The following is a 25,526-nucleotide window of genomic DNA, read 5'->3' as shown; positions in this document are numbered from 1 at the left end:
CCGCCGGCTTCCCGCGCGGGCCTCCCGAGCGGGCCCGCTCAGTGGATCACTGGCACTTCCTGCCGCCGTTGATGCAGCTGACCATCTTGTTCATCAGGTTCGCGGAGAAGAAGTTGATGAAGTCGTTGTGGTCGGTCACCGGCTTGTGCAGCTGCTCCGGGAAGGTGTCCACCGCGTAGGGGCTGACCACCTGGCCGTTCTGGAGCTTGGGCGCCGGGACGTTGTAGACCAGCCGGACCTGGAGCTGCGGGATCGCCTTGAAGCCGTTGGCGCAGGTGCCGTCGGCCTGGACGAACGCCACGTGGGTGCGGTGGTTGGCGCTGTCGATGTTCTGGCCGTCCCAGCAGCTCTGGAAGTTGGTCGTGCGCACCACCTGGCTGCCCTGGGGGCAGATCGGGTACTTGTCGTGCAGCTGGACCTTGTTCTCGAAGCCGGTGCAGCTCCAGTTGACGTTGGCGTTGCCGAGGCCGTTGACGAAGGACTTGGCGTCACCGGTGATGATCCGCAGGGCCTGCGGCATCGCGACGACCTTGCCCCGCTTGTTGCCGACGAACTTCAGCTGGGCCTGGGCCGGCTGGAGGATCTTGCCGACGTTGCCCTCCTTGCCGCCGCCGTCGTTGTTCTGGTCGAAGTCCTTCGACCCGTCCTGGACACGCAGCACCGGCCAGAAGTACGACGACTTGTCGCCCTGGTTCTGGCAGCTGGTCTCGGCCCCGGCCAGCTCCTGGTCGTTCGCGAAGGCGTCGTTGCTCTGGTTGCCGACGTAGTCGTGCAGGTGGTGGGCGCCGTTGGTGACACCGGGCGCGACGATCACGTTGTCCGTGTTGTGGTTGTCGTTGCCGTTGGTGCCGCACCGGGTGGTGAAGGTGCCCGTGGAGCCCGACCGGCCGTTCGCGCGCAGGCCGTTGGTGCCCACGCCGAGCCGGGCGCTGCCGCCCTGGACCTTGGTGATGTCCACGAAGTCCGACGCCACCGGGCCGTTGCCGCCCTGCCCGCCGTTGCCCTGCTGCTGGCCGCCGTTGTTCTGGCCGCCGGTGTTGTTCTGCTGCCCGCCGGTGTTCTGCTGGCCACCGGTGTTGTTCTGCTGCCCGCCGGTGTTCTGCTGCCCGCCGGTGTTGCCGCCGGCGTTGGTCTGCGGCTGGGCGGACTGCGTGGTGCAGGCGGCGAGCTGCTTGAGCGCGTCGTCGAAGTTCCCGCCGACGCGCTGGATGCCGATGCGGATCCGGTCGATCGTCGCGGACCGCTTCTCCTTCAGGGGGCCGACGATCGCGTTCTGCACGAAGCTCGCGTCGTTGGTCTGCGCCTGGCGCGTGGAGGCGAGCCGGTTGTAGGCCTCGGTGATCTGCTTGTCGAGGTTCGCCAGCTCCCTGTCCACGCCGTAGCGCGCCGCCCGCGGCACATTGGTCAGCTTCTGGCCGACGTCCGGGCAGGAGATGGTCGCCACCTGCGCGGCGGCGGCCTTCGTCCGGTTCTGCTGCCACGGGTTGTTCGACTCGTGCGCAGAGGCGTAGAAGTTCGCCCAGATCAGCCCGCCCCCACCGAGCGCTAGGGCCGCCGACGCGGCTATGGCCTTGGTGGCCATCGACGAACGGCGTTTACGTGTGTTGCGTCCCATGGAACTCCTCTGACTTCCTTGCGGGGCAGCATCGAGGCGCCCGACAGGAGTGAAGCGGCGCCCTTCCATACGGACGCCGCCCCACGTGTGTTCAGCGGTCTCAGGAATTCCTCAGGGACCCACGGGCCAGGAGCGACCCAACTCGGCTGCTTCGCAGGCCGGTTGGCGCGTCACCGGTCCCGGTCGAGGTGGGCGAGCACGGCGAGGACCCGGCGGTTGTCGTCGTCCGACACCTCCAGGCCCAGCTTGATGAAGATGTTGGCGGTGTGCTTGGCGATCGCCCGCTCCGTCACCACCAGCTTCCCGGCGATCGCCGCGTTGGACCGGCCCTGCGCCATCAGCTCCAGCACCTCCCGCTCGCGCGGCGTGAGCCGGTCCAGCGGCCGGTCCTTGCCGCCGCCCCGGGCCAGCAACTGCTGGATCACCTGCGGGTCCATCGCCGTACCGCCCGCCGCGACCCGGCGCACCGCGTCCACGAACTGCTCCGCGTCGAACACCCGGTCCTTCAGCAGGTACCCCACCCCGCCCTGCCCGTCGGCCAGCAACTCCCGCGCGTACAGCTGCTCGACGTGCTGCGAGAGCACCAGCACCGGCATGCCCGGCCGCTCCCGGCGCGCCCGCAGCGCGCACTGCAGCCCCTCGTCGGTGTGGGTCGGCGGGAGCCGGACGTCGACCACCGCGACGTCCGGCTCCAGTTCCGCGAGGGCCCGCTCCAGCTCCGGGCCGGATTCGACGGCGGCGGCGATCTCGAAGTCGTAGGCCTCCAGCAGCCGCACGAGCCCGTCCCGCAGCAGGAACAGGTCTTCGGCTAGGACAACGCGCACGGAATCTCCAGGGTCACCAGCGTGGGACCGCCCGCCGGGGAGCTGACGGCCAGGACGCCGTCGAACGTACCAAGCCGGCGCTCCACCCCGGCCAGTCCGGACCCCGCCCCGACCGTCGCCCCGCCCCGCCCGTTGTCGGTCACGGTGGCGTGCAGCATGCCGTCGGTGTGGTGCAGGTCGACCCAGATCCGGTCGGCGCCGGAGTGCTTGACCGCGTTGGTCAGCACCTCGCTCACCGCGAAGTACGCCGCCGACTCCACCGGCGCCTCCGGCCGGCCCGCGAGGTCCACGGACACCTCGGTGGGCACCGGCAGCCGCAGCGCCAACGCCCGTACGGCGTCGCCCAGTCCGCGCTCGGCCAGCACCGGCGGATGGATGCCCCGCACCAGGTCGCGCAGCTCCGACAGGGCCTCGGCCGAGGACTGCCGGGCCTGCGCCAGCAGTGCCCTGGCCCGGTCCGGGTCCTTGTCGATCAGCACCTCGACGGTGCCCAGGTCCATGCCCATCGCCACCAGCCGGGCCTGCGCCCCGTCGTGCAGGTCGCGTTCGATCCGGCGCAGTTCGGCGGCCGAGGCGTCCACCGCGTCGCGCCGCGTCTCGGTCAGCACCCGTACCCGCTCGGCGAGTTCGGCCTGGCTCGGGGTGAGCACCGCCCCCGTCAGCCGGAAGTGCGCGGTCAGCAGGCGCGGGCCGTAGAGGTAGCCCAGGAACAGGAACCCGCAGGCGAGCGGGACCGCCCCGAGCGCCGAGAGCGGGCCGGACACCGGCACGAACGCGTACCAGTACGTGCCGTCCGGCGACTCGGCGTACGCCCGCCACAGGCCGAGCGCGAGCGCGAACCCCTCGACCGCGTAGAACACCAGCACCGCCGGGAGCAGCGCGGTGAAGAAGCCGGCCGTCATGTCCACCGGCAGCCACAGCACGTCCCGCCAGGTCTGCCGGTCGCGCAGCAGCGCGAAGGTGCGCGTCCACGGGTTGGCGCCCTCGGGGAGCGGACGGTACGCCGTCTCGATGCGCACCCCGCACCACTCGGCGGCGAGCCTGCGCCGGACGTCGGCGAAGGCCCGTACCGCCGCCAGCACCGCGGGGGTGGTGACGAGGCCGACGCCGATCGGGATCAGGGCGATGGACAGCAGGGTCAGCACCAGGCACAGGATGCTCACCGGCAGCATCGCCACGGCCAGCGTGAGCCCCCGGACGCCGGCCAGCACCATGGCCCGGGTGCGTGCCCGGACCTCGTCGCTCCTCGAGTGGGTGTTCATGACGCCAGTCTGCCGACCCGCCGGATTCCGGTCACGGGGCCGAGGTCCCCGGTCAGGAGGTGGTGCCAGGTACACCGCCGGGCACGTGCCCGGCCGTCGCGAGGACCTCGGCCTCGCGGTCCGGGTCCAGCCCCTTCACCGTGCGGTCCGGCCGCATCGGCGCCGTGCCGCCGATCTCCCGCAGCCACGCCCAGGTGTCGGCGACGGTCTCCTCGACGGGGCGGCAGCGCAGGCCCGCCGCGAGCGCCCGCGACACGTCCGCGGCGTGCAGGTGGTCGTGCAGCTCGCTGTCCGGCGGCACCCACACCGGCAGCTGGGTCCACGGCTCGACGCCCGCGTCGAGGATCACCCGCGGGTCGGTCCAGCACAGCTCGGCCGGCCCGCCGGTGACCGCGGCGCACGCCTCAAGGAGGGTGCCCATGGTGGCGTGCCCCGACGGCCCGGCCAGCGTGTACGGCCCGCTCAGCTCCCGCTCGGCCGCCCCGAGCGTCCACGCGGCGAGGTCCCGCACGTCGACGTACTGCAGGGGCAGGTCCCGCGGGCCCGGGGCGAGGACCCGGCCGCCGCGGGCGATCCGGGTCAACCACCAGGGCAGCCGGCCGACGTTCTCGTACGGGCCGAGGATCAGCCCGCACCGCACCAGCAGGGAACGGTCCTCGCCGAACTCCTCGACGACGGCGATCTCGGCGCCCCGCTTGTCGCGCGCGTAGTCCGTGAGGTCCGCGTCCGGGTCGGCGCCCTCCACCAGCGGCGCGTCCTCGGTGTGGCCGGCCGGGGCGGGCCAGGCGTACACCGAGCAGCTCGACACGTACACGTACCGTCCGGCGCGGCCCCGCAGCAGCCGCGCCGACGCCCGCACCGCGCGGGGCGCCGCCGACCAGGTGTCGACCACGACGTCCCAGGTGTCCGCCGTCCCGGCGAGGGCGGCCGGCCCGTCGGGCGCGGTGCGGTCACCCCGCAACGCCCGGACCCCGGCCGGCTGGTGGTGCCGACCCCGGTTGAGGACGGTCACCTCCCAGCCGCGCCCGAGGGCCGCCTCCACGACGGCCCGTCCCACGAACTCCGTACCGCCCAGCACCAGAAGTCTCATGGTGCCGACTGTGCCGGGTGCGGGCGCGGGACGGAACGGCGCTCTGCCGTCAGCAGACGCTCAGCGCCCGGCCGGCGGCACGAACTTGTAGCCGACCCGGCGCACCGTCTGGATCGACGCGCGGTGCCCGGCGCCGAGCTTGCGGCGCAGCCGCGCCACGTGCACGTCGACGGTCCGGCCGTCCCCGACGTGCCCGTAGCCCCACACCGTGGTGACCAGCTGGTCGCGGGTGTGCACTCGGTGCGGGTGGGCGACGAGGTGGGCCAGCAGCTCGAACTCCAGGTACGTCAGGTCGAGTTCGCGCCCGTCGACCCACGCGATGCGCTGCACGGGGTCGATCCGCACGAACGGCTCGGCCCCCGTCTCCGCGCCGGGAGCCCCGGGCGCGCCGGGCGCCTCCGGGGCGTCGGGGACCGCCACCGGCAGGAACGGCGGCTGCTGGTCGGCCGGGACCAGCACCAGGTAGCCGATCATCGGCGGCTGCCCCGGCAGGGTGGGCAGGGTGTGCGGGGGAGCGGGCAGCCAGGTGGCGCCCGGCGGCAGGAAGTCCGTCACGTCCACGACCTCGTCCCGGTCGACGGCGCGCAACCGGTGCCGGGCGGGGGACGGGGCGGAGGGGAGCGTGGCGGCGGAGGACAGGGTACGGGTGGTCGCCATGAGAGGTCAGCTTTCGCGCGAGAAGGTCGTCAGGGACGGACGTTCACTGCGCGCGGGCCGAAGGCCGGGCGTACGGCGTCGGAGGCCGTGGGCGGCGTTAGAGGGCCGGCGCGTTCGTCGCGCGGCAACACACCCGGTCGAAGTCGTGGTGCTGACGGGACGGCCAGAAGGGCTCGAGGTCAGCACGACGCCCCGTCGCGCTGCACCCCTGGTATCCGGTCATGGCCCCATTGAAGCAGACACCGGTGCCGGTGAGGAGCCTCCTTCCACACCCTGGACGCCGGGGGTCACCATTCGGACACCGGTCGGGAGCGGTGGGGCGCCGCCGGCCTCCACGGGCCGGACGGGACGGCGAAGGGGCGCCCGTCGTGCGGTGGGCGCCCCTGCTCGTGCGTGGTCGTGGGTCAGACCTGGCCGGCCTTCTCCAGGGCGGAGCAGCACGTGTCGACCAGGAGGCGGGTCACCACGTACGGGTCGACGTTGGCGTTGGGGCGGCGGTCCTCGATGTAGCCCTTGCCGTCCTTCTCGACCTGCCACGGGATGCGCACCGAGGCACCGCGGTCCGAGACGCCGTAGGAGTACTGGTCCCACGGGGCCGTCTCGTGCAGGCCGGTCAGCCGGTCGTCGATGCCGGCGCCGTAGTTCTTGACGTGGTCGAGCGGCTTGGAGCCCTCGCCCAGCGACTCGCACGCGGTGATGATCGCGGCGTACCCGTCGGGGCCCTCGCGCATCGCCTTGGTGGAGAAGTTGGTGTGCGCGCCCGCGCCGTTCCAGTCGCCCTTCACCGGCTTCGGGTCGAGCGTCGCGGCGACGCCGAAGTCCTCGGCGGTGCGGTACAGCAGCCAACGGGCCACCCACAGCTGGTCGGAGACCTCCAGCGGGGCCAGCGGGCCGACCTGGAACTCCCACTGGCCGGGCATGACCTCGGCGTTGATGCCGGAGATGCCGAGGCCCGCCTCCAGGCAGTTGTCCAGGTGCGCCTCGACGATGTCCCGGCCGAAGATCTCGTCGGCGCCCACACCGCAGTAGTAGCCGCCCTGCGGCGCGGGGAAGCCGCCCTTGGGGAAGCCGAGGGGGTGGCCGTCCTTGAAGAACGTGTACTCCTGCTCGATGCCGAAGATCGGCTCCTGCGCGGCGAACGTCCCGGCGACCTCGGCCAGCGCGGCACGGGTGTTGGTGGGGTGCGGGGTGAGGTCGATGTTCAGGACCTCGCACAGCACCAGGATGTCGTCGCCGCCGCGGATCGGGTCCGGACAGGTGAACACCGGCTTGAGCACGCAGTCCGAGGCGTGGCCCTCGGCCTGGTTCGTGGAGGACCCGTCGAAGCCCCAGATCGGCAGCTCGGCACCCTTGGCGTCGTCGGCCAGGATCTTGGTCTTTGAACGCAGCTTGGCCGTCGGTGCGGTGCCGTCGATCCAGATGTACTCAGCCTTGAAGCTCACGGGACACATCCTTCGGGGGTGGTCTGGGCGCGTCGTGCGGGTGCTGCGGCGCTGCGGCACCGCCCGGTGTTGCCCGTGAGCCTGTCAACAGGCGGTTTCCCGGCCATTGCCCGAGTGTGAACCCCGTGTTACCGGGGGGTGCTGTGGCGCGGCTCACCCGGTGAGGACACCGGCGGCGCGGGAACCGGCCGTCCGCACTCCGGTGACGGGGGCGGGGGCGCGCGGGCCGAACGGCTCGTATGCGATGGGGTTGGGGACCGAGCGGCCCAGGGGCCGGAGGGCCGAGGGGCCGGGCTGCGGGGCCGGCTGGGGGCTGGGGGTCGGCGGCTGGGGTGGTGGGACACGGGCTCCGGCCCGCCGCTCAGTCGGCCTCCGCCGCGGCCGCCTCCCGTACGGCCTCCAGGAACCCCTGGATCGCCGCCCGCTCCCGCTCGTCGTAGCCCTCGAACAGCTCCGCCACCCGCTGGATCAGCGGCCCGAAGTGGGCCCGGCCCAGCTCGACGGCCCGCTCCTCCACCTCGACGACCACCGTCCTGCGGTCCCCGCGTCCCCGCACCCGCCGCACGAGCCCGCTCCGCTCCAGCCGGTCGATCACCGCGGTCGTCCCGGCCGAGTTCAGCCCCAGCGCGGTCCCGAGCCGCCCGGCGGTCAGCTCCTCGTCCGCCCGGGCCGCGTCCATCAGCGCGATCAGGGCCCGCACGTCGGTGGCGTGCATCCCGTGATGATCGGCGAACCGGGCGCTGTGCAGGGCCAGTTCGGCCGTCGTCGCGCGCAGCAGGTGCACGATCCCGGTCCCCGGCCGCGTGCCGTCCCCCTCGGTCATACGACCGCCTCCTCCCTGGCCGATGTCTCGCTCACCGAGTACCTTGGCACAAAGAATCTCGCTGAGCGAGAGACCTGGACGTCGGAGCGCGGTTCGAGGGGGACTCATGGGTGGGTACGACGGCGACGCCTTCCGCACGGCGTACGACGAGGTCATGGCCCGGTGGCCGGACGACCGGCAAGTCCTGCGCGTTCCCACCGAGTTCGGCACCACGTACGTCAACGCCTGCGGCCCCCGCGACGCGCCGCCGCTCCTGCTCCTGCCCGGCGGCGGGGGAGCCACCTCCGCCTCCTGGTACGCGCAGGCGGCCCTGTTGGCGAGCGCCCACCGGGTGTACGCCGCCGACCTGTTCGGCGCGCCGGGGCGCAGCGAAGCGGCCCCCGGCCGTCCTCCCCGTACCGCCGCCGACCTCGACAGCTGGCTGGACGCCCTCCTGGACGGCCTCGACGAACTCGACGGACGCACAGGGCTCGATGGGCGCGCACGGCTCGACGGACCGGAAGGGCTGCGCGGTCCCGACGGCGGCGACGGCACCGGCGGGGCGCATCCCATCAGCCTCGGCGGTCATTCGTACGGCGGGTGGATCGCCCTGCGCTACGCCCTGCACGCCCCCGCGCGCGTCCGCCGTCTGTTCCTGCTCGACCCGACCCAGTGCTTCGCCGGGTACCGGCCGGCCTACCTGCTGCGCGCCCTGCCGATGCTGGTGCGGCCCACCCGGCGCCGGGTGCGGGCGTTCCTGGAGTGGGAGACCGGGGGAGCGGGGCTCGACCCCGGTGCGCTGCGCCTTCAGGAGGCGGCGGCGGGCTTCCCGGCGCCGAGGCCGGTGACCGGGCCGCGCCCCGACGCGCGGGCGCTGCGGGCCCTCGACGTACCGGTGCTGCTCGCCGTGGCCGCGCGGAGCCGGACGCACGACGCCCGCGCGGTGGCGGCCAGGGCGGAGGAGGCACTGCGCGACGTGGAGACGGTCGTGGTCGCCGACGTCTCCCACCACGCGTTGCCCCCTGCCGCTTCCCCCGCCCTGGACCGCCGCCTGAGCGACTTCCTGGCCGTCAGCGGCTGAGCGTCACCCCACCTTCTGGATCAGGGCCCGGCGGATCAGGAACTTGCCGGGCTCACGGACCTGTTCGAAGGCCGCGTTGTTCAACAGGACGCAGCTGCCGGAGACCGAGGTCACCTCGACCGTGGTGGACTTGTTGTTGTCCAGGTTGGTCACCTTCAGCTTGGTCCCGGCCGGGAACTGGTTGCTCGAGGCCGCGGGGGCACCGGCCTCGCCGGAGAGCGTGACGGTCGAGCCGTTGCAGACCTGCTGACCCGCGGCGGCACCGTTGTTGCCGGCGTTTCCCGCGGCGTTGCCGCCGTTGCCGGCCGGCGCGGTCTGGGCGGGCGGGGTGGTGGCCTGCTGGTTGCCCTGGCCTTGGCCCTGGCCCTTGCCGTTGCCGTTGCCGTTGGCATTCCCGTTGGCGTTGCCGTTGCCCTGCTGGCCGTTCTGCGCCGCTTGGGAGCCCTGAGCCGACTCCCCCACGACACAGCCCGACGCCTTCTGCTGGACCTTGATCTGCTCGATGACCGCCTGGCGGTTGGCGATCCGGGCCTGCGACTGGGCGTCGGGGGCGGACCGTTGGCCCTCGATGAACCGCTCGTTGTTGCCGAGGGCCGTGGCCAGCCCCTGGCAGACCGACGACTGGGCGGCCGTCTGCGGGGGCTGGGCGGCGTTGGAGGTGGACGCCATGACGAAGGCGCCGCCTCCCGCCACCGTCGCGGCGCTCACCAGCAGCGCGACCTTCTTCTTCGTGCTGAGAGTTCTCCTGCGCGACATGCGCGCCTCCTGAAGAGGTAGGGGAGCGTACGCCGCTATGTACGAGATACCGAACGCGGTGACTCAGCCGGGAGCGCGAGTCGTCGGAGTGACCTGTGTCACGCCGGCTGGGCTACCGGGACAGGGCGTCCCGCACCGCCTCCTCCGTACGGCCCACCACCGCCGTGCCGTCCTCGGCGGTGATGATCGGACGCTGGATGAGCTTGGGGTGCTCGGCGAGCGCGGTGATCCAGCGGTCGCGGGCGGCCTCGTCGCGCGGCCAGTCCTTGAGCCCCAGCTCCTTGGCGGCGGGCTCCTGGGTGCGGGTGATGTCCCACGGTTCGAGGCCGAGCCGGCCGAGGACCTCCCGGATCTCGTCCTCGGTCGGGACGTCCTCCAGGTAGCGGCGGACGGTGTAGTCGGCACCCTCCGCGTCGAGCAGGGTGAGCGCGCTGCGGCACTTGGAACAGGCCGGGTTGATCCAGATCTCCATGGGGCTCACGGTAGCGCGCGTGCGGCCTGAATGCGCCTGTGGCCAGGGGCTTTTGTCAGTGGGGGGCGGTAAAATAGAAGCAGTGTTCGAGGACCGGATCCGGGGCGTCCGGGTCCGGTCCTGACCGCGACAGGAGGATGCCTGTGCCCGCTGCCGCCATGAAGTCCACGCCGCTGCCGACCCAGTCCACCGCGAAGCGTCCCGTCCTGCTCGACCTGCCCTACGAGCCGGTGGAGAAGCGCCCGCTGCCGCCCGGCCGCCCCCGCGAGTGGTACGTCGGCCACAACCGCCGCCTGAAGGCGATGCGTCTGGCCATCGCCCTGCTCGACTCGGGCGTGTACCTGCCCCACCAGGCCCGCAACGACACGATCCGCACCACCGCCGAGATGATCGGCGTGCACCCGCCGTCCGACACCACGTGCCACATGGTGCGGGCGCTGATGAAGTACACCCGCTAGACGCTGTCGCTGTGACGGGGCCCGGTGTCGGGGGGAGCCGGGTCCTGTCCGTGTGCGGCTGCGGGCCGGCGGGGGCTGGTCGCGCAGTTCCCCGCGCCCCTGGGGGTGGGTGCGCGCGCCTGGGCTGGAATGCGCAGTGCCCTGCGCCCCTGAGGTCGGCACGCGCGTCCGTGTTCGGTCGGTGCCCTCACGCCCGGCCGCGCAGTTCCTTCTCCAGTGGGGTCGGGAAACGGGGGGTCACCCTCGTGTCGTTCAGCCATGCCCGCAGGGTCGCCGCGGCCTCCTCCACCGCGGTCTCCGCCTCCCGGCCCACCGGCTCCAGCAGCCGCCACACCACCTCGCCGGACGGACGCTGGGCCCAACTCCCCACCACCCGGCCGTCCCACCACACCGTCGGCCCCACGTTGCCGCTCCGGTCGAACAGGGCGTCCCGCAACTCCGGTGCCAGGTACCAGTCCCGCTGCTGCCAGCCCATCGCCGTCGGATCCAGCGCGGGCAGCAGCGCCGCCCAGGGCTCCCCGGCCTCCGGCACCGCCTCCTCGTCGTCCTCCGTGACGTACGCCGGTCCCTCGTCGACCATGACCTCCCGCGCCCCGATCGCCGCGAGCGCCCGCCGCACCTCCGTGACCCGCCACCCCGTCCACCACTTGAGGTCCGCCTCGGTGGCCGGTCCGCACACCGTGAGCCAGCGCCGCAGCAACTCCGCCTGCGCCACGGACGCGTCCAGCTCCGGGTGCGCGGGCGCGAGCGCCCACCGGAACTGGCTCGACGTCCAGGAACCCAGCGGCCGGCCCCGCACCACCTTGCCCTCGACGCCCAGCACCTTCAGCAGGCGCGTGCCGACGGTGTGCACGCCCTCGTAGCTCTTCCCGGCCGCGTACACGAACTGCTCCCGCAACCGCGGCTCCTCGCGGGCCAGTTCGGCCGCCGTCGCCTGCCCGAGCCGGCCCAGCGCGGCCAGCGCCGACTCCTCGACCTCCTTCAGCCACACCGCGTCCGGCGCCCCGGCCTGCGCCATGCTCTTCACCAGCATCGCCCGCTCCCGCGCCGCCACAGTGAGCCCCGTCGAGGCGTGCACGACCGCGGTCAGGTCGGTCGGGAAGACGAACACGGTGTGCCGCATGCCGTGCATCCGCACCAGCGACCGGTCCTCGTACAGCGCCCGGTCCGTGCGGGCCACCGTCGACGCCGGGTCGGTCAGCCGCGCCCCGATCGCCAGGTACACCGTCGCCGGATCGCTCCCGTGCAGCGCCACGAGCGAGTCGGCGACGTCCTCCGGGCTCCCGGCCCGCGCCCCCGCCGTGAGCCGGTGCCGCAGGGCGAGCCGGGCCCGCCGTTCCGCCGCGCCCACGTACCGCCGTCCGTCCGCCATGCCGACCTCCCAGGTCTCCCCGTCCCGCGCCGCACCGCCGGCCCCCAGTCGCCGGCCCGCCCCTCCATCGTGCCCGCCACCACTGACAACGGCCCGTCCCCACGGCTGGGGGCCCGGCCCCGTCGGGAAAAGCAGGTGCACGGTGTGTGACGAACTCCCTACGCTGGAGCCCGCGGGACGGAGGGGACCGTCACCGCCAGTCACCCACCACACCTACGGAGGCCCGTCATGGGGACCATCGTCCTGTCCGGGACCCTCGTCCTGGTCGTCCTGGGATTCGGAAACCAGCTCTACTGGCTCGCCGCGGTTGCGGTGCTCTTCCTGTACGTGCGGTACGGACGCGGCACGTCGTCCTCCGTGCCGCCCGCCACGGGACCGGCCGGCGGCGCGGCGCCGACGTCGTACAAGGCGTACCGCGACCGCCGGGACACGCAGGCCAAGTGGGAGCGCCGCTACCGTCGCGAGCGCCCCGTCGAGGCCCGCCGCCAGGCGCGCGAGAAGACCAAGTAGCGCCTCAGAGGCCGGGGGCGCCCCACACGGGGAACCACCGGCCGAGGTCCTGCTCGATGCCGAGGTCGCCGGAGAGCGCCCCCCGCACCTGGAGTTCGAGCGCGTTGTCGCGCCGTTGCCCCGGACCGGGCAGCGGCGCGAACGGGTAGAAGGTGCCCCGCTTGTACAGGTAGACCAGGGCCAGGCGCCGGCCGTCGCCCGGGTCGGCGGCGCGGAACCCCGCGAGCGAGCACAGCAGTTGCGGGCCGAAGCCGTTGACCTCCATGGAACTGTTCACCGCGTGCAGGTCGTTGACCAGGAGGGACAGTTCGCCGGGGGAGCGGCGCGAGACCAGCCAGGAGTAGCCGTGGTCGTCCCGGACGAGGTCCACCGGCGGGCCCGTGCGGTCGGTGTCGGCGTCCAGCAGCGCCCGTACCTCGCGGTGGGTCTGCTCGAAGGCGGCGCCCTCCACCGTGGCGAAGCACACCGCGCCGTGCCCGGTCGGCGTGAACCCGGTCGCGGCCTCCAGCGTGACCGCCGCCGAGGGCAGCGCGAACAGCCGGTCGAGGTCGGGCGCGACCGGCTTGGTGCGGCCGAGCAGGATGTCGAGCAGCCCCATGATCAGTCCCTCAGTCCCTCAGTCCCTCAGTCCCTCAGTCCCTCAGTCCCTCAGTCTCTCGGTCCCTCAGTCCCCCGGTCCCTCGGCCCCGGTCCCTCAGCCCCGGCCGGGCGTCGCGGCCTCGCCGAGTTCGGCGGAGATGCGGGCCAGCTGCTCGACGCGCTGCCGGAGCGTCGGGTGGGTGGAGAAGATCCGCTCGATGCCGGGCTCGCGGCCGGCGGCCGGGGTGAAGTAGAAGGCGTTGAAGGCCTGGGCGGTGCGAAGGTCACGGGTCGGGATCCGGGCGATGTCGCCGGACACCTTGGTCAGCGCCGACGCCAGCGCGGAGGGCCGGCCGGTCAGCAGCGCCGCCGCCCGGTCCGCGGCCAGCTCCCGGTACCGGGACAGGGCCCTGATCAGCAGGAAGCTGAGCGCGTACACGGCGATCGACACGCCCATGACCGCGGCGAGCACGGCGGCGGTGTTCTGGTCCCGGCGCCCGCCGAAGAGGCCGGAGTAGAAGGCGAACCGCACGATCAGCCCGGCGATCACACCGAGGAACGACGCGACGGTGATGACGGCGACGTCCTTGTGCGCCACGTGCGACAGCTCGTGCGCGAGCACGCCCTCCAGCTCGGCGGGCTCCAGCCGCCGCAGCAGCCCGGTCGTCACGCACACCACGGCGTGGTCGGGGTTGCGCCCGGTGGCGAACGCGTTGGGCATCTCCATGGCGGACACGGCGACCACCGGCTTGGACATGTCGGCCAGCGCGCACAGCCGGTCCACCACGGCGTGCAGCTCGGGGTACTCCTCCCGCTCCACGACCCGCCCGCGCATCGCGAACAGCGCGATCCGGTCGGAGAACCAGTACTGGGCGCCGAGCAGCGCCGCCGCCACGACCACCACCAGCAGCCACGACTTCAGCAGCAGCACCAGCGCGACCACGAACGCCACGTACAACAGGCCCAGCAGGAACAGGGTGACCGTCATCCGCACGGTCAGCCGCGGATCACTGCGAAAACGACTCCGCATATTCCACCACCCAGCTCTCGGGCACTCGTCCCTCCAGCCAGTGTGCCTCCGCCCCTCCCCATGAACCCCTCCCGATCGGGCCTAGGAGCAGCAAAGGTCCGTCAGCGCGCAGCCTCCCGCGCCGCCCAGGCGCGCACCACCGGATCGGGGTCCTCCCGCGCGACCCGCAGCGCCCGGGCCCGCGCGCTCCCGCCCCGGCGGAACGCCAGCCGCAACGCGCCCACGCGCACGTGCCGGGGCCGCCCGGCGTCGAGCCGTTCGCCCAGCCACTCGTCGGACAGCAGGTGCACCGAGGGCTCCACGGCGAGCACGGTCTCGCGCACGACACCGGGCGCGGGGTCGTCGAGCAGCGGGTGCAGCCGTCGTACGTCGGCGGTGTCGAGCACCCGCAGCCCGGCCACGGCGCGGGCCCGGACGGCGGCCGAGGGGTGCGCGAGCAGCGCCCACAGCGTGTCGGCGTCCGCCCGCTCCCCGCACTCCGCGAGCCCGATGACCGCTCCCGGCGGCAGCAGCGGATCCCCGGCCCGCGCGCACCGCTCCCGGTACCACGCCACCGGATCGCCCCCGGCCTGCCGTACGACGTACCGCGCGCAGGCCCGGACCACCGCCGACCGGTCGGCCAGGAACGCCACGGCCCGCTCCGGTTCCCCGGTGCGCCGCAGCGCGGTCACCCCGGCCGACCGGGCCCGCGGCGAGCGTGCCGCGAGCAGCGGACCCACGACCTCCTCGCAGGGCCCCGGCCCTCGGGCACGGCGGCCAGGGCCGCGTCCGCGCACAGGGACTGGACGACCGTGTCCGCGTCGTCGGCGGCGGTGCGGGCCAGCTCGGCGGGGGAGAGGCGGCCCGTCCCGACCGCCAGCCGGTGGACGTGACGCCGCACGGCCGGGTCGCCGTGGGACAGCAGCGCGGGCGGCCACGCCCGGGACGGGTCGCGCAGCACCTCGTCCAGCAGCGCGACACCGAAGGCCCCGCGCTCCCGCCGGCCCACGAGGAGGATCACGGGCGCGAGCCCGACGACGGTTCCGGGGCCGCCCTCGCCGACGGCGTCCCCGTCCACGAGCTCCCGCAGCACCTGCCGTGCGGCCTGCCGCACCGGCGCGCCCCAGTCGGCGGCGCGCACGACGAGCAACGGCAGGAGCGAGGGGTGGGCGGCCACGCCGCGCACGGCGGCCTCCCGCACCCGCCCGTCGCGATGGCACAGGGCGAGCGCGTACCGCGGGGCATCGAGCCCCGCCGGATCGTCGGGCAACGGGGCGACGCGTTCCCACTCGGCCCGTTCCGCCCCGGCACACCACCAGGCCACGCGCCGCACCCCCGCGTCCAGCGCGAGCCACGCCCGGGGGTCGTCCCCGTCCAGGACGCCCTGCACGGCCTCGCCCCGCGCGAGCCGCACCGCGGCGGCCTCTCCCGCACGCGGGTCGTCGTACACCGGCACGTCTAGTACGGCGCCTGGAACCGCGCGTACCCCAGCACCAGGATCACCGCCACCACGCACCCCAGCACGATCGCGGTCGACGCCCACGACGAGCGCCGGGCCGTCCTCGGCTCCGGGTCGCTCCGGAAGGGCTGGGGCCGCGGCGGGTCGTCCTTCCAGCGGGCGGCGAGCATCCGCGCCCGCGCCGAGGGCTCCTTGTGCTCGGCGGCGTCGGCCCACCGCAGGTCGTACTCCCGCTGGGTGTCGTCCTGTTCGGACATCCCCGTGTCTCCCCCGTCACCTCGTCGAACAGCTGTGCAGGCACGATACGACGGCGCCCCCGCCCTGCGGAACAGGAGCGGGGGCGCCGGCCGGCCCGGGGGAGCGGAGACCCGCTCCGGCCCGGGGTGATGTCACACGTCGAAGTACAGCTCGAACTCGTGCGGGTGCGGACGCAGCTGCAGCGGCGCGATCTCGTTCGTGCGCTTGAAGTCGATCCACGTCTCGATCAGGTCGGACGTGAACACGTCGCCCTGGAGGAGGAACTCGTGGTCGGCCTCGAGGGCCTCGAGGACGGCGCCGAGGGAGGTCGGGACCTGGGCGACGTTCGCGTGCTCCTCGGGAGCCAGCTCGTACAGGTCCTTGTCGATCGGCTCGGCCGGCTCGATCTTGTTCTTGACGCCGTCCAGGCCGGCCAGCAGCAGCGCCGAGAAGGCCAGGTACGGGTTGCCGGAGGAGTCGGGCGCGCGGAACTCGACGCGCTTGGCCTTCGGGTTGGACCCGGTGATCGGGATGCGCATCGCGGCGGAGCGGTTGCGCTGCGAGTACACCAGGTTGATCGGCGCCTCGAAGCCCGGCACCAGGCGGTGGTAGGAGTTCACCGTCGGGTTGGTGAAGGCCAGCAGCGCCGGGGCGTGCTTGAGGATGCCGCCGATGTAGTAGCGGGCGGTGTCCGACAGGCCCGCGTAGCCGGCCTCGTCGTAGAACAGCGGGTCGCCGTTGCTCCACAGCGACTGGTGCACGTGCATGCCCGAGCCGTTGTCACCGAAGATCGGCTTCGGCATGAAGGTCGCGGTCTTGCCGTTGCGCCACGCCACGTTCTTCACGATGTACTTGAAGAGCTGCAGGTCGTCGGCCGCGGCGAGCAGCGTGTTGAACTTGTAGTTGATCTCCGCCTGGCCGGCGGTGCCCACCTCGTGGTGCTGGCGCTCGACCTTCAGGCCGGACTTCTCCAGCTCCAGGGAGATCTCGGCGCGCAGGTCGGCGAAGTGGTCGACCGGGGCCACCGGGAAGTAGCCGCCCTTGTAGCGGACCTTGTAGCCGCGGTTGTTCTCCACCGCGCCGGTGTTCCAGGCGCCCGCCTCGGAGTCGATGTGGTAGAACGACTCGTTCGCCGAGGTGGCGAAGCGCACGCTGTCGAAGACGTAGAACTCGGCCTCGGGGCCGAAGTACGCGGTGTCGGCGATGCCGGTCGACGCCAGGTACGCCTCCGCCTTCTTCGCCACGTTGCGCGGGTCGCGGGAGTACTGCTCGCCCGTGATCGGGTCGTGGATGAAGAAGTTGATGTTGAGCGTCTTGTCCCGGCGGAACGGGTCGATCCGGGAGGTCGACAGGTCCGCGCGCAGCGCCATGTCGGACTCGTGGATCGCCTGGAAACCACGGATCGACGATCCGTCGAAGGCGAGCTCCTCGTCCGGGTCGAACGCCTCGACGGGCACCGTGAAGTGCTGCATGACGCCCGGCAGGTCGCAGAACCGGACGTCGACGAACTTGACGTCCTCGTCCGCGATGAACTTCTTGGCCTCGTCGGCGTTCTGGAACATCCAGCTCCTCCTACTCCCGACCGCCTGCCGGGGTGGTAGATCGTTCGTGCGGCCAGTGCGGGTGGCACACGCTTCCCCGACCCTAGGGACGGGTGATTTCTCGTGCGTGACCCATTTGTTTCGCTGAAGTTAACCGGCCTTGTTCGAGCCTAGTACCCGGACACCCCGGGTAGCAGCCGTGGCCCGCGGGCGCAGTACCGTGGTCGCGTGGACAACAGGCGAGCAATGGGATCGTGGCTCTCCGGGCCGCGCGCGGCCATGGAGGACGCCGGTGCCGACTTCGGATACCGGGGACGGCAGCTGGGTCTGCCGGAGGAGGGACCGGGCTCGATCGCCCGCCCCGGGCGCCGCCTCGGCGCGCTGGCCGTGGACTGGGCGCTGTGCGTCCTGATCGCATACGGCCTCATCACCGACGGCTACACCCCCGCCACCAGCAACTGGGCGCTGCTCGTCTTCTTCGTGATGAGCGCCCTGACGGTCGGCACGGTGGGCTTCACACCCGGGAAGCGCCTCTTCCGCATCCGGGTCCTCGCCCTGGACACCGGCACGGTCAACCCGCTGCGCGCCCTGCTGCGCACCGTCCTGCTGTGCCTGGCCGTCCCCGCCCTGATCTGGGACCGCGACGGCCGTGGCCTGCACGACCGCCTGGCCCGCACGGTCGAGGTGCGCATCTAGCGGATCGGGACGGCAGACGTACGGCGACCGCAGACGTACGGCGACCGCAGACGTACGGCGACCGCAGACGTACGGCGACCGCAGACGTACGGCGACCGCAGACGTACGGGGACCCCAGACGTACGACGAGGGGCGCCCGGAGTGATCCGGGCGCCCCTCGCCGTATACGTGTCCACGTGTGGCCGGTGTCAGCGGCCCTTGGGGCCGCCCCTCGGCAGCTTCATGCCCTTGGGCATCGGGCCCTTGGGCAGCGGCATGTTGCTCATCAGGTCGCCGAGCGCCCGCAGCCGGTCGTTGGTCGCGGTGACCTGCGGGCCGGTGAGCACGCGCGGGAATTTCAGCAGGGTGGTGCGCAGCTTCTTCAGCTCGACCTGGCCCTCGCCCGTGCCGACGATCACGTCGTGCACCGGGACGTCCGCGACGATGCGGTTCATCTTCTTCTTCTCGGCGGCCAGCAGGCTCTTCACCCGGTTCGGGTTGCCCTCGGCGACCAGGACGATGCCGGCCTTGCCGACGGCCCGGTGCACCACGTCCTGGCTGCGGTTCATCGCCACCGCGGGGGTGGTGCTCCAGCCCCGGCCGATGTTGTCCAGCACGGCCGCTGCGGCGCCCGGCTGGCCCTCCATCTGCCCGAAGGCCGCCCGCTCGGCCCGGCGCCCGAACACGATCGCCGTCGCGAGGAAGGCGAGCAGGAGGCCCAGGATGCCGAGATAGATGGGGTGACCGATCAGGAAGCCGATCGCGAGGAAGACACCGAAGGTGACGATCCCGACAGCCGCGAGTACAAGACCGATCTTCTTGTCGACCTTGCTGGTCATCTTGTAGGTCAGGGCGATCTGCTTCAGTCGCCCGGGGTTCGCAGCGTCCGCTGCGGTTTCCTTCCTCGCCATGGCACGAAGTCTACGTGGCCCCGGGAGTGCCTTCGACGGCAGTGCCCGGCCGGTGCCCGGCAGGAAGGCGGAACGGCGCCCTCCGCGGCCGGAGGTGAGTCAGGTGCCCGGCGGTGCCTCAGGAGGTGAGGGTCGCGGCCTGGTCGAGGACCCGCTGCGCCTCGACGCGGTCCTTGGCGCGGCGGCGGTCCTCCAGCACGGAGGTCCAGGCGTTGCGGCGGGCGGTGCGCTGGCCGCCGCTCATCAGCAGCGACTCGACGGCGCGCAGGGCGTCGGTGAAGGACGGGATGGCGGTGGCGCGGACGGGTGGCGCGGCCTGCATGTGGGGATCCCCCTCGTATGCGGCGTGGGCGGTACGGCCTACGTGGTGTGATGCAAGGGTCACTGTTTGGTGTTACCAGTGCGTGACCGACCGGTCAAACGGCGATGAAACCTTGATGCGCGTCACTCGACGACGGACGCGGCCCCGTCGTACCCCCTCATCTGCGAGGACGGACGGGACCGCGTCGAATCGGCCGTTACCGGCCAGTAGGTTCTTGTGCGCGAGTTCACACGGTTGGCCCCGTGGCCGACCGCGTGCGGTCGGCCGGGGTCAGACGGCCTGGACGGCCACGAAGGTGCCGCGCTTCTCGATGGCCATCTGGTAGAGCCGGCCCGCGCGGTACGAGGAACGCACCAGCGGCCCGGACATCACGCCGGAGAAGCCGATCCGCTCGGCCTCCTCCTTCAGCTCCACGAACTCCTGCGGCTTGACCCAGCGCTCCACCGGGTGGTGGCGCACGGAGGGGCGCAGGTACTGGGTGATGGTGATCAGCTCGCAGCCGGCGTCGTGCAGCTGCTGGAGCGCCTCCACGACCTCCTCGCGGGTCTCGCCCATGCCGAGGATCAGGTTCGACTTGGTCACCAGGCCGAAGTCGCGCGCGGCGGTGATCACCTTCAGGGAGCGCTCGTAGCGGAAGCCGGGGCGGATCCGCTTGAAGATCCGCGGGACCGTCTCGACGTTGTGCGCGAAGACCTCGGGGCGGGCCGAGAAGACCTCTTCGAGCTGCTCGGGGACCGCGTTGAAGTCGGGCGCGAGGAGCTCGACCTTGGTGCGGCCGCCCTCGCGCTGCGCCGTCTGCGCGTGGATCTGGCGGACCGTCTCGGCGTACAGCCAGGCGCCGCCGTCCTCCAGGTCGTCGCGGGCGACGCCGGTGATGGTGGCGTAGTTCAGGTCCATGGTGACCACGGACTCGCCGACGCGGCGCGGCTCGTCGCGGTCCAGCGCCTCGGGCTTGCCCGTGTCGATCTGGCAGAAGTCGCAGCGCCGGGTGCACTGGTCGCCGCCGATGAGGAAGGTCGCCTCCCGGTCCTCCCAGCACTCGTAGATGTTGGGGCAGCCGGCTTCCTGGCAGACGGTGTGCAGGCCCTCGCTCTTCACGAGGTTCTGCATCTTCGTGTACTCGGGACCCATTTTCGCCCGAGTCTTGATCCACTCGGGCTTGCGCTCGATGGGGGTCTGGCTGTTGCGGACCTCCAGGCGCAGCATCTTGCGTCCGTCGGGGGTGACTGCGGACACGTCGGCTCCCTGCTCATCGATGAACGAAGACTTCGATTCTTCGGCGTACACCAGGGTACGCCCGTGGGTTGTGACTCCCCGGTGGGACCGACCTCGTCGATCCGGTGGGCCTTCCGCCCGGTCCCGGGGGCGGGCTCAGGCCGACGCGCGCTCGACCGCCCGGGGCCTGAGCTCCGCGTTCTCCAGCACGTCCCGCAGGTGCCGCTCGGCGACCGGCAGGACCTCGTCGAGGGTGACGTCCCGGCCCAGCTCGTTGGCCAGGGAGGTGACGCCCGCGTCCCGGATGCCGCACGGGATGATGCGGTCGAACCAGGCGTTGTCGGGATTCACGTTGAGGGCGAAGCCGTGCATCGTCACGCCCTTGGCGACCCGGATGCCGATGGCGGCGATCTTGCGGTCCTCGCGGCGCTGGCCGGCGTTGGACGGGGCGTACTCCGGGCCGTTCAGCCGGGGGTCGAACTCCTCGTCGTGCAGCCGCGGGTCGAAGTCCAGGGAGAGCCCGCCGAGCGCGGGGCGCTGCTCGACCGGGTCGCCGAGCACCCACACCCCGCTGCGGCCCTCGACCCGGGTGGTCTCCAGGCCGAACTCCGCGCAGGTGCGGATCAGCGCGTCCTCCAGGCGCCGCACGTGCGCGACGACGTCCACCGGGCGGGGCAGCTTCTGGATGGGGTAGCCGACGAGCTGGCCCGGGCCGTGCCAGGTGATCTTGCCGCCGCGGTCCACGTCGATCACCGGGGTCCCGTCCAGGGGCCGCTCGCTGTCGGCGGTGCGCCGGCCCGCCGTGTAGACGGGCGGGTGCTCCAGGAGCAGCACGGTGTCCGGGACCTCGTCGGCGAACCGGGCCGCGTGCACCCGGCGCTGCTCGTCCCAGGCCGCCCGGTACTCGACGGCGTCCGCGCCGAACCCCATGCGGACGAACCGCAACTCACTCACGGCAAGCGCCTCCCTCGAAGTCGTCGGCACGCGGCGTCGGTGTGCGCCGGACGCCGTAAGGCATGAAACGCGCCAACGCCACTGTACGACTGCCGGTCGCGCGTCAGCCTCGGGGCCAATCCTCACACGATCGGATGAATGCCCGCCGGAACGTGCGAGCGGCTGCTCACTCTCCGCTACATTCGCGCCGTTCACCAGGCCAAAAAGGGCTGCTCAGAGGCAATCCACGCACTTCGGGTGCGCGGAAGGCAGGAGACCGCACCGCAGATGACGGAACGACCCGCGCAGCGCACCCCCAACCGCCAGCTCGCCGCGCTCATCGCAGAAGCGGGGTTCTCCAACGCGGGTCTGGCCCGGCGCGTCGACCAGCTCGGTCTGGAGCACGGACTGGATCTCAGATACGACAAGACCTCCGTCACCCGCTGGCTGCGCGGGCAGCAGCCGCGCGGCACCACCCCGGCGCTCATCGCCGAGGTCTTCACCCGCCGCCTGGGCCGCCGGCTCACCGCGCAGGACCTCGGCCTGGACGCCTGCGCGCCCGTGTACGCCGGGCTGGAGTTCGCCGGCAGCCCGGAGGAGGCCGTCGACATCGTCAGCGGGCTGTGGCGCAAGGACTCCGGCAGCCACGCCGAGCTGCGCAAGATCGCCTTCACCCCGGCGGGACTCGTGGTGCCCAGCCGGGACTGGCTGATCGGCAAGCCCGACGAGCGGGTCGCCCGCGGCGAGCAGCCCCCGCGGGTGCCCGCCCAGGGCCGCGCCGCGGTGCCCCGCCAGCGGTCCCAGACCGAACGCGCCCCCGGCCAGCGCGTCACCGGCGGCGACATCGCCGCCCTGCGCTCGGTCGGCGAGCTGTTCCGCAGCCTCGACGACAAGTACGGCGGCGGGCACGCCCGCCAGGCCCTCGTGCGCTACCTGGAGCACGAGTGCGAGCCGATGCTGCGCGGCACCTACGGCGAGCAGACCGGCCGCCGCCTGTTCGCCGCCGCGGCCGACCTCACCCGCCTCGCCGGGTGGACCTCGTACGACATCGCCGCGCACGGGCTCGCCCAGCGCTACTTCGTGCAGGCCCTGCGGCTGTCCCAGGCGGCCGGGGACCGGGCCTACGGGGCGTACGTGCTGATCACCATGAGCCGCCAGGCGGTGTACCTCGGGCACGGCCGGGAGGCGGTGCAGCTCGCGCGCGTGGCGCAGCAGGGCGCGGGCAGCCACGCGCCGCCCGGCGTGCAGGCCCTGCTGCACGCCGTCGAGGCGCGCGGGCACGGGGTGCTCGGCGAGGTCCGGGCCTGCACCGCGTCGCTGGTGCGCGCCGAGCGCGCCCTGGAGACGGCCAAGCAGGGCGACGAGGTGCCGCACTGGGCGCGCTTCTTCGACGAGGCGCAGCTCGCCGACGAGTTCGGCCACTGCCACCGCGACCTCCAGCAGTTCCGCGCGGCCGCGCAGCACGCCGAGCGAGCCCTGCAGCTGCGGCCCGCCGCGTACGCCCGTTCCCGGCTGTTCTGCCGGATCGTCCTCGCCTCCGCCCGCCTCGGCCTCGGTGAGCTGGACCAGGCCTGCCGGCTCGCCGCCGAGGCGGCGGGCCAGGCGGCCGAGATGAGGTCGGTGCGGGCGGTGGAGTACGTCAGGGACTTCGAGCGCCGGCTGGAGCCGTACAAGGACGCCGCCGCCGTCCGCACCTACCGCGACAAGGTCGCCGCGGCCCTCGGGTAGCCGGGGCCGGGCGGCCGGGTCAGGCGGCTCTGGCCGTCGTGCGGGCCGGGTCCGCGCGGTGCAGGGAGCCCGCGGCGCCGAGGTCGGTGAGGATCGCCCGGGCCGCCCGGTGGGCCGAGTGCAGCGCCCCCTGCACGGTGCTGGTGTCCCGGTGGTCGCCGCACACGTACAGGCCCGCCAGCAGCCGTACCGGACGCCGCAGGTCGTGCGGGGGACGCATCGCCGGGACGGCCCGCGGGGTGTGGTGCACGGCGAGCGTCTCCCAGCGCCCGGTGGGGACGCCGTACAGCCGGGCCAGGTGGATGCGCACCGCCGTGTCGACGTCGGCCGGGGGCGGGCCGAGCACGGTGGACGACACCAGGGCGCGGCCCGCCGGCGCCCGGCTCGGGTCGACCTCGCTGACCACCGCCGTGTGCGCGACCGGACCGCCGCGGTCGGCGTCCAGGAGCAGCGACCCGCCCGTCGCCGGCGGCTCGTCCGTGGTGTGGTGCACGACGGTCACCGGGTGGAAGTCCGGCACCCGCAGCCCCGGCAGCAGCTCCGCCGCCGTCACCCCGTCGGTGGCGACCAGCACCGCCCGGCAGCGGAACTCCCCGTGCTCGGCGGTGGTCACGGTGTCGGTGGCGACCGAGGTGACCCGCACCCCGGTGTGCACGGTGCCCGGCGGCAGCGTCCGTGCGAGCAGCTCGGGCAGCGCGTCGGCGCCGCCCTCCGGCACGCACAGCCGCCCCGCCGCGAAGGCCCGCAGCGCGAGGTCCGCGCACCGGCTGGACGTCGACAGCTCCGGGTCGCACAGCAGCGCGGCCAGCAGCGGGCGCAGGAACCCGTCGATGGTGCCGGCGGGCAGTCCGCGGGCCGCGAGGGCCTGGCCGGCCGGCAGCTCCGGGCGGCGCAGCAGCCGTTCCACCGGGGTGGTCGCGAGCCGGGTCAGCGCGCCCCCGAGCCGGGCCTGGTCCACGGCGGTGCCCAGCGGGGCGCCCGGCCGGGCCTTGGGCGCGGGCACCGGCCCGGGTGCGCCGGCCCCGCCGTGGGGGGCCGCCGGCCTCGGTGTGCCGGTGCGCGGCCGGGGCAGCCCGGCGGACCGGGGGAGTCCCGACGGCCGGGGTGCGCTCGCCAGGGCGCGCACCGCGTGGAGTGCGCCCCGTGCGCCCCCCGCACCCGGTTGCGCGCCGGCGTGGTGGTGGCGCCCGTCGCTGTGCAGCAGCACACCGGGGGCGAAGGACCGCAGCGCCAGCGCGGCCAGCGCCGGTGCCAGGGCCAGTTCGGGATACGCCGTGGACAGCAGCTGTCCGATGCGGTCGAGCCGGAACCCGTCGACCTTCTCGGTCGACATGCGGCCGCCCACACAAGGGGCGGCCTCCAGGACTGCGGTCGTTACACCTGCGCTGATCAGCCGATGGGCGGCGGAGAGTCCGGCGACCCCGGCTCCCACCACGACGACGTCTGCCTGGTACGCGGGCTGAAGCACGTGCCCCTCCTCGAGGTTGCGCGGCCGGTGGGGACGTCATGCCCCCAACAACCGTTCGGGATACCCGAGTTCGCGTCGAAGAGTAGGACCGGAACCGGTCATGGACAGTCGCGCATGAGCAGAGCACGGTCGCACGACGGTCGCATACGGGCAGAGCCGGTCGGGCCCGCGGCGGCGGGATCAGGCCAGCGCGGCCCGGATCGCGTCGTCGATCCCCGGGTACGCGAACCTGAACCCCGACTCCAGCAGCCTCCTGGGCACCACCCGCGCACTGCCCAGCACGTCCCCGGCCATCTCGCCCAGCACCGTCCGCAACACCGGCGCCGGCACCGCGAACACCGTCGGCCGGCCCAGCACCCGCCCCATCGCCTCGGTGATCTCACGGTTCGTCAGCGGTTCGGGTGCGGTCAGGTTGAACGGCCCCGACAGGTCGTCCCGGTCGAGCAGGTGCCGGATCGCGGCGACCTCGTCGTGCAGCGCGATGTACGACCAGTACTGCCGCCCGTCGCCCATCCGCCCCCCGAGCCCGGCCTTGAACAGCGGGAACAGCCGCCCCCAGGCGCCCCCCTGACGGGCCACGACCAGTCCGGTGCGCGCGAACGCCGTCCGCACGCCCGCCTCCTCGGCGGGCGCCGCCGCGGCCTCCCACTCCACGCACAGCTCCGGCAGGAACCCCCGTCCCGGCGGCGCGTCCTCGTCGGCGATCCGCTCACCGGTCTCGCCGTAGATGCCCATCGCGCTGCCGTTCACCAGCACGCGCGGCGGCTCGTCGAGGGCGGCGACGGCCCGGGCCAGCGCCCGGGTGCCCAGCACCCGGCTGTCGTGGATGCGCTTCTTGTACGCCTCGCTCCAGCGCCGGTCGCCGACCCCGGCCCCGGCGAGGTTGACGACCGCGTCGCACCCGGCGAGACCGGCCGCGTCCACGTACTCCCGCTCGGGGTCCCAGCAGACCTCCTGCGGGCCCCGGGCGGCCCGCCGGACCAGCCGGCGCACCTCGTGCCCGTCGGCCGTCAGGGACCGCACCAGGGCGTTGCCGATGAGGCCGGAAGCGCCGGCCACCGCAATGCGTCGCATGCGTCCCATCCTGCCCCGGGACCGCACGAAAACC

The 25,526-nt window shown here is 73.3% G+C and carries 27 protein-coding genes; 5 read left to right on the top strand and 22 right to left on the bottom strand.

Features of this window, described 5'->3' with window-relative positions:
• Positions 1-46 precede the first annotated feature (46 nt).
• From E4U91_RS10155 to E4U91_RS10125, 7 genes are all read right to left on the bottom strand, one after another.
• A complete protein-coding gene (locus tag E4U91_RS10155; protein ID WP_137306550.1) occupies positions 47-1,615 on the bottom strand; it encodes a DUF1996 domain-containing protein in 1,569 nt (522 codons plus the stop codon).
• 170 nt (positions 1,616-1,785) lie between these two features.
• The gene (locus E4U91_RS10150) at positions 1,786-2,439 is read right to left on the bottom strand and encodes a response regulator (protein WP_137306549.1); all 654 of its coding nucleotides are present in this window, start codon (positions 2,437-2,439) and stop codon (positions 1,786-1,788) included.
• Complete coding sequence (locus E4U91_RS10145; protein WP_137306548.1) at positions 2,424-3,701, bottom strand: sensor histidine kinase; 1,278 nt, start codon at positions 3,699-3,701, stop codon at positions 2,424-2,426. Before E4U91_RS10145 ends, E4U91_RS10150 begins: the two co-directional genes overlap by 16 nt.
• A gap of 52 nt (positions 3,702-3,753) precedes the next feature.
• A complete protein-coding gene (locus E4U91_RS10140) occupies positions 3,754-4,791 on the bottom strand; it encodes an SDR family oxidoreductase (protein WP_137306547.1) in 1,038 nt (345 codons plus the stop codon).
• A gap of 60 nt (positions 4,792-4,851) precedes the next feature.
• Positions 4,852-5,448: a winged helix-turn-helix domain-containing protein gene (locus E4U91_RS10135; protein WP_137306546.1), complete on the bottom strand. Its 597-nt coding sequence runs from the start codon at positions 5,446-5,448 to the stop codon at positions 4,852-4,854.
• A gap of 404 nt (positions 5,449-5,852) precedes the next feature.
• The gene (gene glnII / locus E4U91_RS10130; protein WP_137306545.1) at positions 5,853-6,890 is read right to left on the bottom strand and encodes a glutamine synthetase; all 1,038 of its coding nucleotides are present in this window, start codon (positions 6,888-6,890) and stop codon (positions 5,853-5,855) included.
• Between the two features lie 361 nt (positions 6,891-7,251).
• Positions 7,252-7,713 carry a MarR family transcriptional regulator gene (locus E4U91_RS10125; RefSeq protein WP_137306544.1) on the bottom strand — a complete coding sequence of 154 codons (462 nt, stop codon included), beginning with the start codon at positions 7,711-7,713 and terminating at the stop codon, positions 7,252-7,254.
• Positions 7,714-7,819: 106 nt separating this feature from the next.
• On the opposite strand from E4U91_RS10125, the gene E4U91_RS10120 reads away from it, so the two are divergent.
• Positions 7,820-8,773 carry an alpha/beta fold hydrolase gene (locus E4U91_RS10120; RefSeq protein WP_137306543.1) on the top strand — a complete coding sequence of 318 codons (954 nt, stop codon included), beginning with the start codon at positions 7,820-7,822 and terminating at the stop codon, positions 8,771-8,773.
• A gap of 3 nt (positions 8,774-8,776) precedes the next feature.
• Here the strand turns inward: E4U91_RS10120 and E4U91_RS10115 are convergent, their stop codons facing one another.
• On the bottom strand, positions 8,777-9,529 hold the full coding sequence (locus E4U91_RS10115; protein WP_137306542.1) for an RlpA-like double-psi beta-barrel domain-containing protein: 753 nt from the start codon (positions 9,527-9,529) through the stop codon (positions 8,777-8,779).
• A 112-nt stretch (positions 9,530-9,641) separates the two neighbouring features.
• A complete protein-coding gene (locus tag E4U91_RS10110; protein ID WP_137306541.1) occupies positions 9,642-10,001 on the bottom strand; it encodes an arsenate reductase family protein in 360 nt (119 codons plus the stop codon).
• A gap of 143 nt (positions 10,002-10,144) precedes the next feature.
• On the opposite strand from E4U91_RS10110, the gene E4U91_RS10105 reads away from it, so the two are divergent.
• Entirely contained in the window at positions 10,145-10,459 is a 315-nt protein-coding gene (locus E4U91_RS10105; protein WP_137306540.1) for a hypothetical protein, read from the top strand.
• 187 nt (positions 10,460-10,646) lie between these two features.
• Here E4U91_RS10105 and E4U91_RS10100 read toward each other — a convergent pair whose 3' ends face one another.
• Positions 10,647-11,831 carry a winged helix DNA-binding domain-containing protein gene (locus E4U91_RS10100; protein ID WP_137306539.1) on the bottom strand — a complete coding sequence of 395 codons (1,185 nt, stop codon included), beginning with the start codon at positions 11,829-11,831 and terminating at the stop codon, positions 10,647-10,649.
• Positions 11,832-12,059: 228 nt separating this feature from the next.
• On the opposite strand from E4U91_RS10100, the gene E4U91_RS10095 reads away from it, so the two are divergent.
• Positions 12,060-12,341, top strand: coding sequence for a hypothetical protein (locus E4U91_RS10095; protein WP_137306538.1), 282 nt, complete (start codon positions 12,060-12,062; stop codon positions 12,339-12,341).
• Between the two features lie 4 nt (positions 12,342-12,345).
• On the opposite strand, the gene pspAB is transcribed toward E4U91_RS10095, so the two are convergent.
• The 6 genes from pspAB to glnA all read right to left on the bottom strand — a co-directional run bounded on the left by pspAB (position 12,346) and on the right by glnA (position 17,187).
• A complete protein-coding gene (pspAB, locus tag E4U91_RS10090) occupies positions 12,346-12,939 on the bottom strand; it encodes a PspA-associated protein PspAB (RefSeq protein ID WP_137306537.1) in 594 nt (197 codons plus the stop codon).
• Between the two features lie 96 nt (positions 12,940-13,035).
• On the bottom strand, positions 13,036-13,950 hold the full coding sequence (htpX, locus tag E4U91_RS10085) for a zinc metalloprotease HtpX (RefSeq protein WP_137306536.1): 915 nt from the start codon (positions 13,948-13,950) through the stop codon (positions 13,036-13,038).
• Positions 13,951-14,051: 101 nt separating this feature from the next.
• Complete coding sequence (locus E4U91_RS38915) at positions 14,052-14,669, bottom strand: hypothetical protein (protein ID WP_241678544.1); 618 nt, start codon at positions 14,667-14,669, stop codon at positions 14,052-14,054.
• Complete coding sequence (locus E4U91_RS38910) at positions 14,618-15,385, bottom strand: hypothetical protein (RefSeq protein ID WP_241678543.1); 768 nt, start codon at positions 15,383-15,385, stop codon at positions 14,618-14,620. The genes E4U91_RS38915 and E4U91_RS38910 overlap by 52 nt, the downstream gene beginning before the upstream one ends.
• Before the next feature lie 2 nt (positions 15,386-15,387).
• Positions 15,388-15,645: an SCO2583/SCO2584 N-terminal domain-containing protein gene (locus tag E4U91_RS10075; RefSeq protein ID WP_137306535.1), complete on the bottom strand. Its 258-nt coding sequence runs from the start codon at positions 15,643-15,645 to the stop codon at positions 15,388-15,390.
• Positions 15,646-15,777: 132 nt separating this feature from the next.
• Positions 15,778-17,187, bottom strand: a complete 1,410-nt coding sequence (gene glnA / locus E4U91_RS10070; protein WP_137306534.1) for a type I glutamate--ammonia ligase — start codon at positions 17,185-17,187, stop codon at positions 15,778-15,780.
• 207 nt (positions 17,188-17,394) lie between these two features.
• On the opposite strand from glnA, the gene E4U91_RS10065 reads away from it, so the two are divergent.
• Positions 17,395-17,862, top strand: coding sequence for an RDD family protein (locus E4U91_RS10065; protein WP_137306533.1), 468 nt, complete (start codon positions 17,395-17,397; stop codon positions 17,860-17,862).
• 188 nt (positions 17,863-18,050) lie between these two features.
• Here the strand turns inward: E4U91_RS10065 and E4U91_RS10060 are convergent, their stop codons facing one another.
• From E4U91_RS10060 to lipB, 4 genes are all read right to left on the bottom strand, one after another.
• Complete coding sequence (locus E4U91_RS10060; protein ID WP_137306532.1) at positions 18,051-18,752, bottom strand: DUF4191 domain-containing protein; 702 nt, start codon at positions 18,750-18,752, stop codon at positions 18,051-18,053.
• 118 nt (positions 18,753-18,870) lie between these two features.
• Positions 18,871-19,074 (bottom strand): SCO2195 family GlnR-regulated protein, encoded by a 204-nt coding sequence (locus tag E4U91_RS10055; protein WP_137306531.1) that lies wholly within the window; start codon positions 19,072-19,074, stop codon positions 18,871-18,873.
• 270 nt (positions 19,075-19,344) lie between these two features.
• Entirely contained in the window at positions 19,345-20,310 is a 966-nt protein-coding gene (lipA, locus tag E4U91_RS10050) for a lipoyl synthase (RefSeq protein WP_137306530.1), read from the bottom strand.
• 135 nt (positions 20,311-20,445) lie between these two features.
• On the bottom strand, positions 20,446-21,243 hold the full coding sequence (lipB, locus tag E4U91_RS10045; protein ID WP_137306529.1) for a lipoyl(octanoyl) transferase LipB: 798 nt from the start codon (positions 21,241-21,243) through the stop codon (positions 20,446-20,448).
• A gap of 267 nt (positions 21,244-21,510) precedes the next feature.
• Between lipB and E4U91_RS10040 the strand changes: the two genes are divergently transcribed.
• A complete protein-coding gene (locus E4U91_RS10040) occupies positions 21,511-22,950 on the top strand; it encodes an NsdA family TPR-like regulatory protein (RefSeq protein WP_137306528.1) in 1,440 nt (479 codons plus the stop codon).
• Between the two features lie 19 nt (positions 22,951-22,969).
• Here the strand turns inward: E4U91_RS10040 and E4U91_RS10035 are convergent, their stop codons facing one another.
• Positions 22,970-24,418 carry an NAD(P)/FAD-dependent oxidoreductase gene (locus E4U91_RS10035; protein WP_137306527.1) on the bottom strand — a complete coding sequence of 483 codons (1,449 nt, stop codon included), beginning with the start codon at positions 24,416-24,418 and terminating at the stop codon, positions 22,970-22,972.
• A gap of 180 nt (positions 24,419-24,598) precedes the next feature.
• A complete protein-coding gene (locus E4U91_RS10030) occupies positions 24,599-25,492 on the bottom strand; it encodes a TIGR01777 family oxidoreductase (RefSeq protein WP_137306526.1) in 894 nt (297 codons plus the stop codon).
• Positions 25,493-25,526: the final 34 nt, after the last annotated feature.

This window comes from Streptomyces lasalocidi, assembly GCF_005280215.1.
In the GTDB taxonomy this organism is placed as follows: domain Bacteria; phylum Actinomycetota; class Actinomycetes; order Streptomycetales; family Streptomycetaceae; genus Streptomyces; species Streptomyces longwoodensis.
The sequence above is the reverse complement of the archived record's forward strand: the minus strand, read 5'-3'. Positions and strand labels throughout refer to the sequence as shown.